Raw genomic sequence first — 15,676 nt, 5'->3', positions numbered from 1 at the left:
AAACGCACACCATTCTCGGGAGACTTCATGCTGCGCACGCGCCGCAAACTTCGCACCGCCACGTACGTCCTGGCGACCGTGATCGCCGCCAGTGCCTCGATCGCCGCGGCCCCGGCACAGGCCGCCCGCTCCCTGCCGTCCTACTGGTGCTACCTCAACGGTGTCGAGGTGAGGTCCGGTCTGACGGTGGTGAGAGGCACGGAGGGCGTCGACACGATCACGTGCGAGAACGACGTCGAGAACGTCATCATCGACGGCGGCGGCGGCAACGACAACATCCGCGTCAAGGGCATGCTGATCGACGCCCAGGTGCTCGGCGGCGAGGGTGACGACACCCTCCAGGTCAACAACCTGGCCCCCAAGAACGGCAACTCCTCGGTGCGCGGCGGCGCGGGCAACGACACCATCATCACCGCCCTCGTCGTGGGAACGGCCGACCACGGCTCCAGCGTCTACGGCGACCACGGCGACGACAAGATCACCACGGGCAGCGTCATGGGCCAGCCGGGCGAGTACGAGCGCGGCGGCGGCCAGGTCTTCGGCAACGACGGCAGCGACCTGATCCGCACCGGCAACGTCGACCTCGGCGGCCGGGTCCTCGGCGGCAGCGAGAACGACATCATCGAGCCCAAGTCGGTGGGCGCGGAGTCCGCGGGCATCGTCCAGGGCGGTCCCGGCAACGACACGGTCCGCGGTCTGAACGACACGGTCCTGACCATCGGACCGGGCTACGGCCAGGTCGACGGCGGGATCGGGACCAACGCCTGCCGGGTGCGGCACTTCTCCACCGGCGACCGGGTCCGCAGCTCGCTGTCGAACTGCGCGAACAGCGAGGCGGGCCCGGCCGCCCCCGCCAAGCCGGCCGACTCCACCGCCCCCGCCAAGCCGGCGGCCCCCGCCGCCCCCGCCAAGCCGGCCCAGCAGCCGGCGGCCCCCGCGGCCGCCGGCGGCCACTCACCGCGCTGACGGGCGGCGGCCCCCGGGCGCGCCGTGCCGGCGCTCCACGGACAGGCCGCCGGGCAGCATGAACAGGGTCAGCACCGCACCGACGGCGAAGATCGCCGCAGATGCCGTGAAGACCGTGTGGTAACCCTCCAGGGCAGCCCGCGCCATCAGGTCCGGCGTGGGCTGCCGGCCCGCCAGTGAGCGGGCCACGGCTCCGGCGGCAAGGGTGCTCATGAGCGCCGTGCCGACGGAGCCGCCCGTCTGTCGCATGGCGTTGACGGTCGCGGAGCCGACGCCCGCGTCCCGCGGGTCGATGCCGGCCGTGCCGAGGTTCATGGCGGCCGCCGTGATCAGGCCCATGCCCAGCCCGGTGGCCACCTGGCCCGGCAGCACGTCGACGACGTACGGGCCGGTCGCCGTCAGGTTCGTCATCCAGACCATGCCGCACGCCGAGAGCAGCATGCCGGTGACGATGCGCGGGCGCCCGCCGATCCGTCCGAGCAGCCCCATGTTGCTGCCGATAGCGCCGATCATCGTGCAGCCGGACATCGGCATGAAGGCCAGGCCGGTCTTGGCCGGGCTGTAGCCGCGGGTGTGCTGCAGGTAGTACGTGAGGAACAGGAACACCCCGAACATGCCGACGCCGGTGATGAACACGGCGATCAGCGCCGTGCCCCGCACCCGGTCGAGCACGATCCGCAGCGGCAGCAGCGGGTGCGTGCTGCGGCGCTGCCACCACACGAAGGCGGCGAGCAGCAGCGCGGACAGGGCAAGGAAGACCAGGCTGTGCCCGGACTCCCAGCCGCGGGGGCCGGCCGTGGCGAGCCCGTAGACCAGGCAGAACAGCCCGGACGAGGCGAGCACCGTGCCCGGCAGGTCCAGCCGGGGCGCGGTGGTGGGCACCGGCCGCTTGAGGAGCAGCACACCGCCGGTGACGGCGACGGCGGCGAACAGCAGGTTCACGTACATCGTGGAGCGCCAGCTCAGGTGCTCGGTGAGGAACCCGCCCAGCAGCAGGCCCACGGCGCCCCCGGAGGCGGCGAGCGAACCGAACACGCCGAAGGCCTTGGCTCGTTCGGCGGGCGCGGAGAACGTGGTGGTCAGCAGCGAGAGCGCGGCCGGGGCCAGCAGCGCCGCGAACACGCCCTGCAGGGCGCGGGCCGTGACGAGGACCCCGAAGGTGGCGGCGGCGCCGCCGAGGGCGGAGGCCGCCGCGAAGCCGATCTGCCCGATGAGGAAGGCCCGGCGACGGCCGAACTTGTCGGCCAGCCGGCCCCCCAGCAGCAGGAGGCTGCCGAAGGTGATCGCGTACGCGGTCACCACCCATTGCCTCTGGTCGTCGGAGAACCCCAGGCCGGCCTGAGCGGACGGCAGGGCGATGTTCACGATGGTGGCGTCGAGGACGACCATGAGCTGCGCGAGGCCGATGACGCCGAGGATCCACCAGCGGCGCGGATCGGGCGGCGCCGCGGCGTCGGGTACGGCGGAAGCGGTGCTGGTTCCGGGACGGGTCGGCTCAGCGGACATGGTGTGGCTCCCCATGGGTTCCGCGCGTTCTCGCCGGCGAGAGGGCGTACGCGTGTGCGTGGACTGTCTGCTCCGACGATGCGTGAGCGCGCCCCGTCACCCGTGCGCCACGCCATGACGCCGTCCGGATGGACCAGTGCGGCGTCCGTTTCTTCTGCCGTTCTCCTACCGTTTCCCCTTCTTCTTCCCCTTCTTGCGCGGGGCCTCGGCCGGGCGCCCGGCGTGGAGTTCCAGCGGGCCGGCGCCCTGGGCGCGGGCGCGCAGACAGGCCTCGATCTGGCGGCGCAGGGAGGGTTTGACCAGGTCGCGCAGGTCCGCGGCGGGCACCGCCCGCCAGCGCAGCAGCTCGAAGGGGGCGAGCCGGATCCGGTCCAGGGCGGCGGCGTCCAGGACCCCGCCGTCGTAGAGGAAGCGGATGCGGGCCGGGTAGCCGCGCTTGTGGGCCCAGTTGACGGCGAGCAGGCGGCCCGGTGCCAGGTCGAGGCCGAGCTCCTCCCGCACCTCCCGGCGCGCGGCGGCGCGCGGGGTCTCGCCGAGGTCGCTGTCGATCCCGCCGCCCGGCAGGTTCCAGCGCCCCGCATTGCCGTACGAGGGCTCCACCAGCAGGATCCGGCCCGCGGAGTCGGTGAACACCACGCTGGCCGCCGTGACGGCCTTGGGGCGGGAGGCCCGGTGGCTCGCGGCGTCGAATGACCCGGCGTGCTCCAGGGCCGTACGGCGCTCCGGGTCCAGTCCGGCCGGGGAGCCGGGCTGGGGCACGCCGTCGACGAGGTGCGCGAGGGATCCGGCGTACAGGGCGGCCAGAGCGGCGCGCAGCCGGGGCGCGATCCGGGCCGGCAGCACTTCGTACGCCTCCTCCGGCGCGAGCCAGCGGGCGGCGGCCCCGCCGTCCGCGCCGGAGAGCGCTGCGGCCTGCTCCGGCGGGAGCGGACCGACCAGGTGGACGTGGGTGATGAGGGAGCGGCCGAGGGAGCCGGGCCGCCGGGAGTCCACGGCGAGCAGCCGGCCGACCGGCACGGACAGGCTCAGCTCCGCCTCCAGCTCCCGGGCCAGTGCCTCCTCCGGGGTCTCGGTGTCCTCCACGGTGCCGCCCGGAAGTTCCGCCGCCGACCGGTACGAGGACGCCCGTACGAGGACCCGCCCGGCCGGGTCCAGCACGATCGCGGTGGCGGCGACGAGCGGGGACGGCCGGGCGGCGTAGTACTGGCGGACCTCGTCGGGGGAGGGGCGGCCGGGGGGCACGTCGGAAGGATCGTCGCCGGGCCGGTCGTACGGCCGGTCGGTCGGACGGTCGGACGGGCGCTCGGGCACTGCGGACTCCTGGTGTCTGGTCGTGCCACCGTACGGGGCGGATCCGCACCCCGCCCGGGCCCGTCGCGCTCGCCGCGGCTCGCCGGTCAGGCCCGGGCCAGGAGCATCCCGCCCATCGTGACCATGGTCGCCGCGACGAGCCCGTCCAGCACCCGCCAGGCCGCAGGGCGCGCCAGCGGGCCGCTCAGCAGCCGGGCGCCGTAGCCGAGGGTGGCGAACCAGATCAGGCTGGCCAGTCCGGCCCCGATGCCGAAGGCCCAGCGCAGGTCCCCGCGGTCGGCGGCGAGGGAGCCGACCAGCAGGACGGTGTCGAGGTAGACGTGCGGGTTCAGCCAGGTCATGGCCAGGCAGGTCAGCACGGCCCGGCGGCGGGATCCGGCGGTGGCCCCCTCGGTGCCCAGGGCGGCGCCGGGGGTGGGCCGCAGCACCCGGCGGGCGGCGAGGACTCCGTAGGCGATCAGGAAGGTGCCGCCGGCGATGGCGACCGCGGTCAGGGCGGCCGGCCAGGCGGTGACGAAGGCGCCGACCCCCGCGACGCCGAGGGCGATGAGGAGCGCGTCGGAGACGGCGCAGATCGCGACCACGGCGAGTACGGCGTGCCGGCGCACCCCCTGCCGCAGGACGAAGGCGTTCTGCGCGCCGATGGCGACGATGAGGGAGAGTCCGGTGCCGAAGCCGGCGAGTGCCGCCGCGATGATGCCGTGTGTCATGTCTGAGACCGTAGGCAGCGGCGTGGTTTCAGTACAGCTAAAGATTTTTACGTACCCTTAGCACCCGTGATGGAAGAGCTACCCCTGGACCAGGTGCGGACCCTGCTCGCCGTGGTCGACGAGGGCACCTTCGACGCGGCCGCCGCCGCCCTGCACGTGACCCCGTCCGCGGTGAGCCAGCGGGTCAAGGCGCTGGAGCAGCGGACCGGGCGGGTGCTGCTGATGCGGACGAAACCCGTACGGGCGACCGAGTCCGGCCAGGTGGTGGTCCGGTTCGCCCGGCAGCTCGCCCGGCTGGAGCGGGACGCGCGCGCGGAGCTCGGCATGGCGCAGGAGTCGGGCGGCCCGGTGCGGCTGCCGATCGCCGTCAACGCCGACTCCCTCGCCACCTGGTTCCTGCCGGCGCTCACACGGGTGCCGCAGGATCCGCCCGTCTTCTTCGAACTGCACCGCGAGGACGAGGGGCACACGACGGCACTGCTGCGGGAGGGCCAGGTGATGGCGGCGGTCACCTCCTCGCCGGACCCGGTGGCCGGGTGCACCGTACGCAGGCTCGGGCTGGCGCGGTACCTGCCCGTGGCGAGCCCGGGGTTCGTGGCCCGGCACCTGGCCGGCGGCCTCGAACGGGGCCTGCGGGAGGCCCCGGTGATCGTCTTCGACCGGCGGGACGAACTCCAGGACGTGTTCGTGCGGTCGCTGACCGGCGATCAGGGGGCCGCGGCCGGGCCGCTGCGCCACCACGTGCCTACCTCCGAGGGGTTCCGGGACGCGGTGGCGGCCGGGCTGGGCTGGGGGCTGGTGCCGCAGTCCCAGTCGGAGCCGCTGATGCGCGCGGGGCGCCTTGAGCTGCTCGTGCCGCGGCGGCCGCTGGACGTTCCGCTCTACTGGCAGCAGTGGAAACTCGACTCCCCGGCGCTGTCCGCGGTGGCGGAGGTGGTGGCGGCCGCGGCGGCCGAGGCCCTGCTTCAGGAAGCCACCCGGCACCCGGCGGTCCGGGCCCGCTCCTGATCCCGCGGGACACCCCCTAAGCTGCGGGTATGGAGTCCTACACGATCGGCCAGGCCGCCCGGCTGCTCGGCGTCAGCGTCGACACGGCCCGCCGCTGGGCCGACGCCGAGCGCTTCCCCACCCGCCGGGAGGGCACGCGGCGGATGGTGGACGGGCCGGATCTGGCCGCGTTCTGCGTACAGGCAGCGCAGGAGGCGAGCGAGGGCGAGGACGCCCCGTACACCTCGACGCGCAACGCCTTCCCGGGCATCGTCACCGCGGTGAAGCTCGGCACGGTCGACGCCCAGGTGGAGATCCAGGCGGGCCCGCACCGCATCGTGTCGCTGCTGACCCGCGAGGCCGTGGAGGAGCTCGGCCTGGAGGTCGGCGCGCGGGCCGTGGCCCGGGTGAAGTCGACGAGCGTCTTCATCGACCGGGTCTGACGGCCGCGCCCGGCACGGCGCCGACCGCGCCCGCGCGCGTGGACCGGTCCGGCGGCGGTGGCAGACTGGCCGCTGATCCGCCGAAGGGAAGTACCCCGTTGTCCATGTTCAGCAACCTGCGCCGGGCCGTGCGCCGCGGCTACCGGCGGGCCGTCGACCTCAGCCACCCTTCCCGTTCCCCGCTCGGAAGCGCGGTGGTCAACTGCGTGGTCTACGTGGACGGCGCACGGCAGGACGGCTGCGCCGAGGTCGAGGAGGCGCTGCGGCGGGTCCGCAAGACCGGCGACGGGTTCGTCTGGATCGGCCTCCACGAACCGACCAGGGAGGAACTCGCCGGCCTCGCCGAGCTGTTCGGCCTGCACCCGCTCGCCGTCGAGGACGCGGTGACGGCGCACCAGCGCCCGAAGGTGGAGCGGTTCGACGACATACTGTTCTCCGTCTTCAAGACCGTGCGCTACGTGGAGCACGAGGAACTCACCGCGACGAGCGAGGTCGTGGAGACCGGCGAGCTGATGGCGTTCACCGGCGACGACTTCGTCATCACCATCCGGCACGGCGGCCACGGCACGCTGGGCCCGGTCCGCGAGAGCCTGGAGGCGGCGCCGGACCAGCTCACGAAGGGGCCGGCGTCGGTGCTGCACGCCATCGCCGACCACGTGGTCGACGACTACGTGGCCGTCACGGACGCGGTGCAGAACGACATCGATGCCGTCGAGACCGCGGTGTTCAGCGAGTACGGCGGCCGGGGCGACGCGGGCCGCATCTACCAGCTCAAGCGCGAACTGCTGGAGCTGCGCCGGGCGGTGGCCCCGCTGAGCCGCCCGCTCCAGCACCTGGCCACGCAGCCGATACCGGTGATCCCGGCGGAGGTCCGTGCGTACTTCCGCGACGTCTCCGACCACCTGACCCGGGCCACCGACCAGATCAACGCCTACGACGCGCTGCTCGACTCCATCCTCCAGGCGCACCTGGCGCAGGTGACCGTCGCGCAGAACGAGGACATGCGCAAGATCACGGCGTGGGCGGCCATCGTCGCCGTGCCGACCATGGTCTGCGGGGTGTACGGCATGAACTTCGACAACATGCCCGAGCTGCACTGGACGTACGGCTACCCGATCGTGGTCGGCGTCATGGCCCTCGCCTGCTTCGTCATCCACCGGGGCTTCCGCCGCAACGGCTGGCTCTGACCCCTCCGGCGGTCTTTCAACACGCGTGGCGTGAACGGGTATTGAGCTGTCGCGAGCATTGGTAGTAAAGTTTCCTAACGAAGTCGCTCAAGCCTCAACTTCCCCATGGAGGACTTGTGTTCGCCCCCCACCGCAAGAGAATCGCCATCAGCGCCCTGCTCGGCAGTGCGCTCCTCGCCGTACCGGTGACCGCCCACGCGACGGCGGCGCCGGCGTCCGCGCCCGCATCCGCGTCCACCGCCGCGGCACCTGCGAAGGCCGTCGGCCTCGACGACCCGGCGAAGAAGGACATCGCCATGCAGATCGTCTCCAGCGCGGAGAACTCCTCCCTGGACTGGAAGGCGCAGTACAAGTACATAGAGGACATAGACGACGGCCGCGGCTACACGGCCGGGATCATCGGCTTCTGTTCCGGTACGGGCGACATGCTCGACCTCGTCGAGTACTACACCGGCGTCAAGCCGGGCAACGTGCTCGCCAAGTACCTCCCGGCCCTGCGGAAGGTCGACGGCACGGACTCGCACAGCGGGCTCGACCCGAACTTCACCAAGGACTGGGCGAAGGCGGCGCAGGACACCGAGTTCAAGAAGGCCCAGGACCACGAGCGCGACCGGGTCTACTTCAATCCCGCCGTCAACCAGGGCAAGTCCGACGGTGTCGGCGCGCTCGGCCAGTTCATGTACTACGACGCCATCGTCATGCACGGCGACGGCGGCGACTCCACCAGCTTCCGCAACATCCGCAAGCGGGCGCTGTCCAAGGCCAAGCCCCCGGCGCAGGGCGGGAACGAGACCACCTGGCTGAACGCGTTCCTCGACGCGCGCGTCTGGGCGATGAAGCAGGAGGAGGCGCACAGCGACACGAGCCGTGTCGACACCGCGCAGCGGGTCTTCCTCAAGAAGGGCAACCTGAACCTCAACACCCCGCTCGACTGGAAGGTCTACGGGGACTCGTTCCACATCGGCTGAACGGGCCGGTGAGTTCACGGTGAGTCAACGGCGTCCCGCACCGGCCCCGGCGTCCGGTGCGGGACGCGGTCGTGCGTACGTGACAGCGGCTGACAGGGTCGCGGAGCCGTAACGATGTGGGCGCGGATGCCCGTGTTCCGCCGGGGAGAAGGCGGTTCGCGGATCCCCGCCGGATGGTTCAGGTGGCACTTCCGCATCACGAATCGGCCCCTATCACCCCCGTTTCGTCACCCCGCGTGACGTGGAGCGATCAGCGGGTTCCAAGTGGCGGTCGAGACCGTTGATTTTGGCCCGTGAACCCGGGATAAGCGGTGATTCCGGCGTGTTGTGAACTGGCTTGACCGCCACATAAGCGGGGCATAAGTTCTGCCTCGGCTTGCTCCATCAGGACGGGCCGACGAACCGTCCTCAGGGGGGACCCATGCACTACTACACCGACGTTCTGAAGAAGTACGCCGACTTCTCCGGCCGCGCGCGCCGCCAGGAGTTCTGGATGTTCTTCCTGTTCAACATCGCCGTCGCGATCGTCGTCGCGATCATCGACTCCGTGGTCGGCGCGAACATGGTCATCTACGGCCTGTACTTCCTGGCGATCATCGTGCCGTGCATCGCCCTCACCGTCCGCCGGCTGCACGACCTCGGCAAGTCCGGCTGGTGGTACTTCATCGGCTTCGTCCCGCTGATCGGCGGCATCTGGCTCCTGGTCCTCCTCGCCAGCGAGGGCCAGCCGCAGCCGAACGAGTACGGCCCGAACCCGAAGGCCGTCCACGCCTGAGCAAGCCCGCACGCGTGAGCGCCGCACCTGGCTGGAAACAGCCGGTGGCGGCGCTTTCGCCGTTTCGCGGGCCGCGCCGGCCCGGAGGTGACGCGCGTCTCCCCGGGACTCGGGCAGGGGGCTGTCCGGACCGGCCCGATCACGAGATATCTTGATGTCGAGCAATGTTGCAGACGAGAGACGCAGACTGTGGAGCGGAGCATCCGGTGACTGACTCGACCATCATCTACACGCACACTGACGAGGCCCCGGCCCTCGCGACGTATTCCTTCCTGCCTGTGATCCAGGCCTACGCGTCGACGGCCGGTGTGAATGTCGAGACCCGTGACATCTCCCTGGCCGGTCGGATCATCGCCAGCTTCCCGGAGCACCTCGAGGAGGGCCAGCGGATCGCCGATGCCCTCGCCGAGCTCGGCGAGCTGGCGAAGACGCCGGAAGCGAACATCATCAAGCTGCCCAACATCTCGGCTTCGATCCCGCAGCTGAAGGCCGCGGTCGCCGAGCTCCAGGGCCAGGGCTACGCGCTCCCGGACTACCCGGACGACCCGAAGACCGACGAGGAGCGCGAGATCCGCGCCCGCTACGACAAGGTCAAGGGCAGCGCCGTCAACCCGGTCCTGCGCGAGGGCAACTCCGACCGCCGCGCCCCCGCCTCGGTCAAGAACTACGCCAAGGCCCACCCGCACCGCATGGGCGCCTGGACCTCCGAGTCGAAGACGAACGTCGCCACCATGGGCGAAAACGACTTCCGCTCGACCGAGAAGTCCGCGGTCGTCACCGAGGCCGGCACGCTCCGCATCGAGCACGTCGCCGCCGACGGCACCGCCACCGTCCTGCGCGAGTCCGTACCGGTCCTGGCCGGCGAGGTCGTGGACGCGTCCGTCCTGCACGTCGACGCGCTGCGCACCTTCCTGAACGACCAGATCGAGCGCGCCAAGGCCGAGGGCATCCTGTTCTCCGTGCACCTCAAGGCCACGATGATGAAGGTCTCCGACCCGATCATCTTCGGCCACGTGGTCCGCGCCTTCTTCCCGAAGACGTTCGCCCGCTACGGCGAGACCCTGGCCGCCGCCGGCCTGTCCCCGAACGACGGCCTCGGCACCATCCTGAACGGCCTGGGCGCGCTGCCCGACGCCGACGCGATCAAGGCCTCCTTCGACGCCGAGATCGCCGAGGGCCCGGCCCTCGCGATGGTCGACTCGGACAAGGGCATCACCAACCTGCACGTCCCGTCCGACGTCATCGTCGACGCCTCCATGCCGGCCATGATCCGCACCTCCGGCCACATGTGGGGCCCGGACGGCAACGAGGCCGACACCCTGGCCGTCCTCCCGGACAGCAGCTACGCGGGCGTCTACCAGGTCGTCGTCGACGACTGCCGCGCGCACGGCGCCTTCGACCCGTCCACGATGGGCTCGGTGCCGAACGTCGGCCTCATGGCCCAGAAGGCCGAGGAGTACGGCAGCCACGACAAGACCTTCGAGATCGCCGCCGCGGGCACCGTCCGCGTCGTCGACGCCGAGGGCAAGGTCGTCCTGGAGCAGCAGGTCGCCAAGGGCGACATCTTCCGCGCCTGCCAGACCAAGGACGCGCCGATCCAGGACTGGGTCAAGCTCGCCGTCACCCGCGCCCGCGCCACCGGCGTCCCGGCCGTGTTCTGGCTCGACGAGAACCGCGCGCACGACGCGCAGCTGATCGCCAAGGTGCGCACGTACCTCGCCGAGCACGACACCGAGGGTCTGACGATCGAGATCCTCTCCCCGGTCGAGGCCACCGCGTACTCGCTGGAGCGCATCCGCCGCGGCGAGGACACCATCTCGGTGACCGGCAACGTGCTGCGCGACTACCTGACCGACCTCTTCCCGATCCTGGAGCTGGGCACCAGCGCCAAGATGCTGTCGGTCGTCCCGCTCATGAACGGCGGCGGCCTCTTCGAGACCGGCGCCGGCGGCTCCGCCCCGAAGCACGTCCAGCAGCTGGTCAAGGAGAACTACCTGCGCTGGGACTCCCTCGGTGAGTTCCTCGCGCTGGCCGTCTCCTTCGAGCACCTCGCGACCACCACCGGCAACGCCCGCGCCCAGGTGCTGGCCGACACCCTGGACCGCGCGACCGGCACCTTCCTCAACGAGGACAAGTCGCCGAGCCGCAAGCTGGGCGGCATCGACAACCGCGGCAGCCACTTCTACCTCGCCCTGTACTGGGCGCAGGAGCTGGCCAAGCAGACCGACGACGCCGAGCTGGCCACCGCGTTCGAGGCGCTCGCCAAGACGCTGGGCGAGCAGGAGCAGACCATCGTCGGCGAGCTCATCGCCGTCCAGGGCTCCCCGGCCGACATCGGCGGGTACTACCAGCCGGACGCCGAGAAGGCCGCGGCGGTCATGCGGCCGTCCGCGACCTTCAACCAGGCGATCTCCACCCTCGCCTGAGCTCCGGTCGTCTTGATCGATTCCGCCCCGGTCGGCAGCAGCCGACCGGGGCGGACCCGTGTGCCGGCGGCCGCGGGGGCGGGAAACCCGGTTGCGGGGCGGCGCGGGCGACGGCTAGGAAGTCCTCGTGATCCAGGGAACCCTGGCCGGGCTGCGCGCCCGGCACGCCGATGACGTAGCGGTGCTCCACGCCGGGCTGTACGAGGACGTGGCGACGCGCTCGCGCGCCGAAGCCGGGCCGTGGCGCCCGATAACCCCGAGCACCGGCCACTCCCCGTACGAGCCCTCCGCCCCGTCGGAGACCGCGTCGTTCTTCTCGGTGGTCGAGGCCGCTTCCGGGGCGCTCGCGGGCGACGCGGCGCTGTGGGGCATCGACACCCACAACCGCAGCGGCCACCTCGGGATCTCCCTGCTGCCCGGCTCCCGCGGCCGCGGCCTGGGGGCGGAGGTCGTCCAGCTCCTGTGCCACTACGGCTTCACCGTGCGCGGGCTGCATCGGCTCCAGGTGGAGACCCTCGCCGACAACGCCGCCATGATCGGCGCCGCCACCCGCGCGGGCTTCACCCTGGAGGGCACCCTGCGGCGCTCGGCCTGGGTGGCGGGTGCCTTCGTCGACGAGGTGATCCTGGGACTGCCGGTGGCGGAGTGGAAGCGGGCGGCCGTACCGCGCCCGTGACCCCCGTGGGCCCCGGCGGCCGCCTTCGCGCTTGCGGACCCTGCTCAGAGGCGGTGGACGCGTTCCCCCGCGAAGGCCAGCGGGGAGCGGCCCGAGGCCAGGATGCGCAGCCCCGGGGCCGCCGTGAGCAGCCGCCGCAGCCAGGCCAGCGCATCCGGCTCGAGGTGCTCGGTGCCGTCCAGGACCAGGAGCATGTCGCGCTCGGCGAGCCACGAGAGGGCGTCCCTCGTCCCGTACGGCAGGAAGGGCATCCCCGGTACGCAGCCCAGCGCGGCCGTCAGGTCGCGCGGCCCGAAGGGCCGGCACAGCGTGACGACGGCCGCACCGTCGTAGAAGTTGGACGACAGCCGCTCGGCGATCTCCCGCACCAGCAGGCTCCGGGGCTCCCGCAGCCGCCCCGTGACCGTCAGCACCCGTCCTCGCCGGACGGCGGTCAGCAGACGTGACAGCTCGTCGGATGTCGCCGGCAGCGTCCCGGCCCGGCCCGAGTCCCTCATCGGCACGATGCCCCCCATTGCATGCGTGTCCCATGCGCGGCCAAGGGTTCTTTCGAGCCGCGTAGCGATGATTATGCGCCAGTTCTGCCGGAAGACCAGGGGAATGTCGGATTCCGGTCGGATTCCGGAGAATTCCGGGGCACGGGCCGGGGCCGCCCGCCGGTTGGGGGATCCCGGCGGGCGCGAGAAGCCGTCCTGTGGTCGGATGTTGATCATGGGCCATGACCACGGAGCTCCCTCGGCGGCGGCCGGGACCGTCAGCGGGACCTTCCGCGCCCGCCTGCTCTGGACCATCGGCATCAGCGCCACGATCACCCTCGTCCAGGTCGTCGGCTCCCTGCTCTCCGGCAGCCTCGCCCTCCTCGCCGACGCCGCGCACAGCCTCACCGACGCCGTCGGCGTCTCCCTCGCGCTCGGCGCGGTCACCCTCGCCCAGCGCGCCCCGACCCCGCGCCGCACCTTCGGCTACTACCGGGTCGAGATCTTCTCCGCCGTCCTGAACGCCCTGCTCCTCCTCGGCATCTTCGTCTGGGTCCTCTACACCGCCATCGGCCGCTTCAGCGAACCCGTCGAGGTCAAGGGCGGGCTGATGTTCGGCGTCGCCGTGCTGGGCCTGGCCGCCAACGGCGTCGGCCTGTGGCTGCTGCGAGACGCCAAGGAGCACAGTCTCAACCTGCGCGGCGCCTACCTGGAGGTGCTCGGCGACGCCCTCGGCTCCGTCGCCGTCATCATCGGCGGCCTGGTCATCCTGCTCACCGGCTGGCAGGCCGCCGACCCCATCGCCTCCATCGTCATCGGCCTGCTCATCGTCCCGCGCGCGTACGGACTCCTGCGCGAGGCCGCCCACGTCCTGCTGGAGGCCACCCCGCAGGACATGGACCTCACCGACGTACGCCGCCACCTCATGGAGGAGCCCGGCGTACTGGCCGTGCACGATCTGCACGCCTGGACCGTCACCTCCGGCATGCCCGTGCTCACCGCGCACGTCGTGGTCGCCGCCGAGACCCTGCGCGGCGAGGACCACGGCGAGCTGCTCGCCCGGCTCCAGGCCTGCGTGGGCGAGCACTTCGACGTGGCCCACTCCACCCTCCAGCTGGAACCGGAGGGGCACACCGAGGACGAACGGGCGGTGCACACCTGAACGCTGGGCGCCCTCGCGCCCTCACGCCCTCACGCCCACCCGGCCCGGCCCGGCGCGGCGCCCGGTCACACCCGGCACGGCCGCCCCCACAGGTTCGCGCCGCCCCCGCGTCCACCCCTCCCGACGGTTGTCCGTGGGCCGCCGATCGGCTGTACTGCTCTGCAGCCCCCTACCCGGGGCGCCGTGCAGGGGAGGGTACCCACGATGAGTTCACACCGCCGCCGCCGGGGCTTGCGGGGACGGCCGCTGCTGACCCTGTCGGCCGCCGCCACCCTGCTCGCCGGGGCGTGCGCCGCCGCCGGCATCGCCTGGGACCCGTTCACGGCCGACGCCCGCCAGGGCGCCGTGTCCGCCCCCGTCATCGGCACGCCCTGGTCCGCCGGGCCCGGCCCGGGCGCGGGGAGCACGTACCCCGGCGCCGCCGGCCCGACCCGAGCGGCGCCGAGCCCGGACGGGACGGGCCCGGGCACCGCCCCGGACGCCGGACCCGGACGGCCCGCCGGCGCCCTGCCGTTCGACCTGCCCGGGCCGGCCGCCCTGCGCACCGGCGGCGCCGCCAAGAAGCTGGTGTTCGCGCACTACTTCACCCCGTACCCCCTGTCGCTGGACAACGCGAGCGCCGACGCCGACTACTACACGCGCAACTACCTGAACCCGGCCGGGGAGAACGGCAAGCACGAGCGGTACGGCGGCCTGCTGCGCGACCGGCCGCTGCCCGTCCAGCCCAAGGGCGGCAACTGGGAACGGGCCAACCTGGAGCAGGAGGTGCGCACCGCCCGCGCCGCGGGCCTCGACGGGTTCACCCTCGACATGCTCTCCCTGTCCGGACCGAACCGGGACCGCGCCCAGCTCCTGATGGAGGCCGCCCACGCCGTCGACCCCGGCTTCAAGATCATGCTGATGCCGGACATGACCTCGCTGAACACGGACGACCCGGGAGTGCTCGCCGACGCGGTGGCGGCCCTGGGCAAGGCCCCGGCCGCGCACCGCCTCGGCGACGGCCGGCTCGTCGTCTCCCCCTTCAAGGCCGAGGCGAAGAGCGTCGCCTGGTGGACGCAGGTCCTCGACCTGCTCAGGACCCGGCACGGAATCCGCACCGCCTTCGTCCCGACGTTCCTCGACTCCGACGCCAACAGCGCACGGTTCGCGCCGATCAGCCACGGCTTCTCCGAGTGGGGCAGCCGCAGCTACGTCGGCCAGGACAGCGCCACCCGCGACGTGCAGCGGGCCCACGGCATGGGCAAGATCTGGATGCAGCCCGTGTCGGTCCAGGACGCCCGCCCCAACCAGGGCGTCTACGACGAGGCCGGCAACACCGCGACCCTGCGCTCGACCTGGACGCACGCCATCGACGACGACGCCGACTGGGTACAGCTCACCACCTGGAACGACTACTCGGAGGGCAGCCAGTTCGCGCCGTCGCTGCACAACGGGTACGCCTATCTGGACCTTTCCTCGTACTACCTGACCAAGTTCAAGACGGGCAGCTGGCCGAAGATCGTCCGCGACACCCTGTACGTCTCCGCCCGCACCCAGTTCGCCGCCGCGGACCCCACCGGCGCCCAGTCGCTGGTGATGTCCCTGCGCAAGGGCAGCGCCGCGCCCCGCGACACGGTGGAGGTGCTCAGCTTCCTGAAGGCCCCGGCGACCGTCCGTACGGTGGTGGGCGGGGCCGAGGACGCGCACGAGGCCCCGGCCGGCATCCACTCCGAACTGCTCCCGCTGCGCCCGGGCACCAGTTCGGCGGAGGTGGTTCGCGACGGGAAGCCCGGCGCCGAGGTGAAACTGCCCTACGCGGCGGACCGCACGGTGACCGTCCAGGACCTGCAGTACTACGCCGTCACCAGCGGGCGGGACTAGGGGGTGTCCGCAAAGTAGCGCCGTCCGCCCGGAGGGCGGTCCCGCGGCGTCCGGTGCGTGCTCTCGGCGTGCCGGGCGGAAGCGCTTGTACTGGACGTACTCGGGATTTCGCCCGGTGCGCCGAGAGTGCGTGCCGGGCGTCGCGGGGCAGGCGGGACTTTGCGGACACGCCCTAAAGGGTGTTGCAGAAGGTCTGCCGCGGGCAGGCCGGAGCGGTGTCTGA

At 72.2% G+C, this 15,676-nt stretch carries 14 protein-coding genes; 10 read left to right on the top strand and 4 right to left on the bottom strand.

Translation table 11 applies throughout. The features are described 5' to 3' along the window. Nucleotides 1-27 precede the first annotated feature (27 nt). Nucleotides 28-966 (top strand): hypothetical protein, encoded by a 939-nt coding sequence (locus ACFY1T_RS28160; protein WP_390790643.1) that lies wholly within the window; start codon nucleotides 28-30, stop codon nucleotides 964-966. Here ACFY1T_RS28160 and ACFY1T_RS28155 read toward each other — a convergent pair. The 3 genes from ACFY1T_RS28155 to ACFY1T_RS28145 form a co-directional block, all read right to left on the bottom strand. Beyond that, the gene (locus tag ACFY1T_RS28155; RefSeq protein WP_390790642.1) at nucleotides 955-2,472 is read right to left on the bottom strand and encodes an MFS transporter; all 1,518 of its coding nucleotides are present in this window, start codon (nucleotides 2,470-2,472) and stop codon (nucleotides 955-957) included. The two genes, ACFY1T_RS28160 and ACFY1T_RS28155, sit on opposite strands and share 12 nt — an antisense overlap. 165 nt (nucleotides 2,473-2,637) lie before the next feature. Continuing rightward, on the bottom strand, nucleotides 2,638-3,783 hold the full coding sequence (locus ACFY1T_RS28150; RefSeq protein ID WP_390790641.1) for an NUDIX domain-containing protein: 1,146 nt from the start codon (nucleotides 3,781-3,783) through the stop codon (nucleotides 2,638-2,640). A gap of 86 nt (nucleotides 3,784-3,869) precedes the next feature. Then, nucleotides 3,870-4,493, bottom strand: a complete 624-nt coding sequence (locus tag ACFY1T_RS28145) for a LysE/ArgO family amino acid transporter (protein WP_390790640.1) — start codon at nucleotides 4,491-4,493, stop codon at nucleotides 3,870-3,872. A 69-nt stretch (nucleotides 4,494-4,562) separates the two neighbouring features. Here ACFY1T_RS28145 and ACFY1T_RS28140 point away from each other — a divergent pair, with 69 nt between their 5' ends. The 7 genes from ACFY1T_RS28140 to ACFY1T_RS28110 all read left to right on the top strand — a co-directional run bounded on the left by ACFY1T_RS28140 (nucleotide 4,563) and on the right by ACFY1T_RS28110 (nucleotide 11,955). Next, a complete protein-coding gene (locus ACFY1T_RS28140) occupies nucleotides 4,563-5,501 on the top strand; it encodes a LysR family transcriptional regulator ArgP (protein ID WP_390790639.1) in 939 nt (312 codons plus the stop codon). A gap of 29 nt (nucleotides 5,502-5,530) precedes the next feature. Then, nucleotides 5,531-5,923: a molybdopterin-binding protein gene (locus tag ACFY1T_RS28135; RefSeq protein WP_390790638.1), complete on the top strand. Its 393-nt coding sequence runs from the start codon at nucleotides 5,531-5,533 to the stop codon at nucleotides 5,921-5,923. A 104-nt stretch (nucleotides 5,924-6,027) separates the two neighbouring features. After that, the gene (gene corA / locus ACFY1T_RS28130; protein ID WP_390790637.1) at nucleotides 6,028-7,110 is read left to right on the top strand and encodes a magnesium/cobalt transporter CorA; all 1,083 of its coding nucleotides are present in this window, start codon (nucleotides 6,028-6,030) and stop codon (nucleotides 7,108-7,110) included. Nucleotides 7,111-7,226: 116 nt separating this feature from the next. Beyond that, entirely contained in the window at nucleotides 7,227-8,078 is an 852-nt protein-coding gene (locus ACFY1T_RS28125; protein WP_390790636.1) for a chitosanase, read from the top strand. A 421-nt stretch (nucleotides 8,079-8,499) separates the two neighbouring features. After that, nucleotides 8,500-8,853 (top strand): DUF805 domain-containing protein, encoded by a 354-nt coding sequence (locus ACFY1T_RS28120; protein WP_030869586.1) that lies wholly within the window; start codon nucleotides 8,500-8,502, stop codon nucleotides 8,851-8,853. A 206-nt stretch (nucleotides 8,854-9,059) separates the two neighbouring features. After that, nucleotides 9,060-11,279, top strand: a complete 2,220-nt coding sequence (locus tag ACFY1T_RS28115; protein WP_030869584.1) for an NADP-dependent isocitrate dehydrogenase — start codon at nucleotides 9,060-9,062, stop codon at nucleotides 11,277-11,279. 127 nt (nucleotides 11,280-11,406) lie between these two features. Continuing rightward, complete coding sequence (locus tag ACFY1T_RS28110; protein WP_390790635.1) at nucleotides 11,407-11,955, top strand: GNAT family N-acetyltransferase; 549 nt, start codon at nucleotides 11,407-11,409, stop codon at nucleotides 11,953-11,955. A gap of 44 nt (nucleotides 11,956-11,999) precedes the next feature. On the opposite strand, the gene ACFY1T_RS28105 is transcribed toward ACFY1T_RS28110, so the two are convergent. After that, the gene (locus ACFY1T_RS28105) at nucleotides 12,000-12,458 is read right to left on the bottom strand and encodes a hypothetical protein (protein ID WP_390790634.1); all 459 of its coding nucleotides are present in this window, start codon (nucleotides 12,456-12,458) and stop codon (nucleotides 12,000-12,002) included. Nucleotides 12,459-12,657: 199 nt separating this feature from the next. On the opposite strand from ACFY1T_RS28105, the gene ACFY1T_RS28100 reads away from it, so the two are divergent. Continuing rightward, nucleotides 12,658-13,593: a cation diffusion facilitator family transporter gene (locus ACFY1T_RS28100; protein ID WP_390790633.1), complete on the top strand. Its 936-nt coding sequence runs from the start codon at nucleotides 12,658-12,660 to the stop codon at nucleotides 13,591-13,593. 204 nt (nucleotides 13,594-13,797) lie between these two features. After that, on the top strand, nucleotides 13,798-15,453 hold the full coding sequence (locus ACFY1T_RS28095; protein WP_390790632.1) for an endo-1,3-alpha-glucanase family glycosylhydrolase: 1,656 nt from the start codon (nucleotides 13,798-13,800) through the stop codon (nucleotides 15,451-15,453). Nucleotides 15,454-15,676 lie beyond the last annotated feature (223 nt).

It is taken from the genome of Streptomyces sp. NPDC001194 (assembly GCF_042896985.1).
Lineage (GTDB): Bacteria > Actinomycetota > Actinomycetes > Streptomycetales > Streptomycetaceae > Streptomyces.
The sequence above is the reverse complement of the archived record's forward strand: the minus strand, read 5'-3'. Positions and strand labels throughout refer to the sequence as shown.

What these genes read in the sequence shown, in the direction of transcription:
- ACFY1T_RS28095 (WP_390790632.1), top strand. Translation starts at nt 13,798, where the DNA reads ATGAGTTCACACCGCCGCCGCCGGGGCTTGCGGGGACGGCCGCTGCTG.
- corA (WP_390790637.1), top strand. Translation starts at nt 6,028, where the DNA reads ATGTTCAGCAACCTGCGCCGGGCCGTGCGCCGCGGCTACCGGCGGGCC.
- ACFY1T_RS28100 (WP_390790633.1), top strand. Translation starts at nt 12,658, where the DNA reads ATGTTGATCATGGGCCATGACCACGGAGCTCCCTCGGCGGCGGCCGGG.
- ACFY1T_RS28120 (WP_030869586.1), top strand. Translation starts at nt 8,500, where the DNA reads ATGCACTACTACACCGACGTTCTGAAGAAGTACGCCGACTTCTCCGGC.
- ACFY1T_RS28135 (WP_390790638.1), top strand. Translation starts at nt 5,531, where the DNA reads ATGGAGTCCTACACGATCGGCCAGGCCGCCCGGCTGCTCGGCGTCAGC.
- ACFY1T_RS28155 (WP_390790642.1), bottom strand. Translation starts at nt 2,472, where the DNA reads ATGTCCGCTGAGCCGACCCGTCCCGGAACCAGCACCGCTTCCGCCGTA.
- ACFY1T_RS28145 (WP_390790640.1), bottom strand. Translation starts at nt 4,493, where the DNA reads ATGACACACGGCATCATCGCGGCGGCACTCGCCGGCTTCGGCACCGGA.
- ACFY1T_RS28160 (WP_390790643.1), top strand. Translation starts at nt 28, where the DNA reads ATGCTGCGCACGCGCCGCAAACTTCGCACCGCCACGTACGTCCTGGCG.
- ACFY1T_RS28140 (WP_390790639.1), top strand. Translation starts at nt 4,563, where the DNA reads ATGGAAGAGCTACCCCTGGACCAGGTGCGGACCCTGCTCGCCGTGGTC.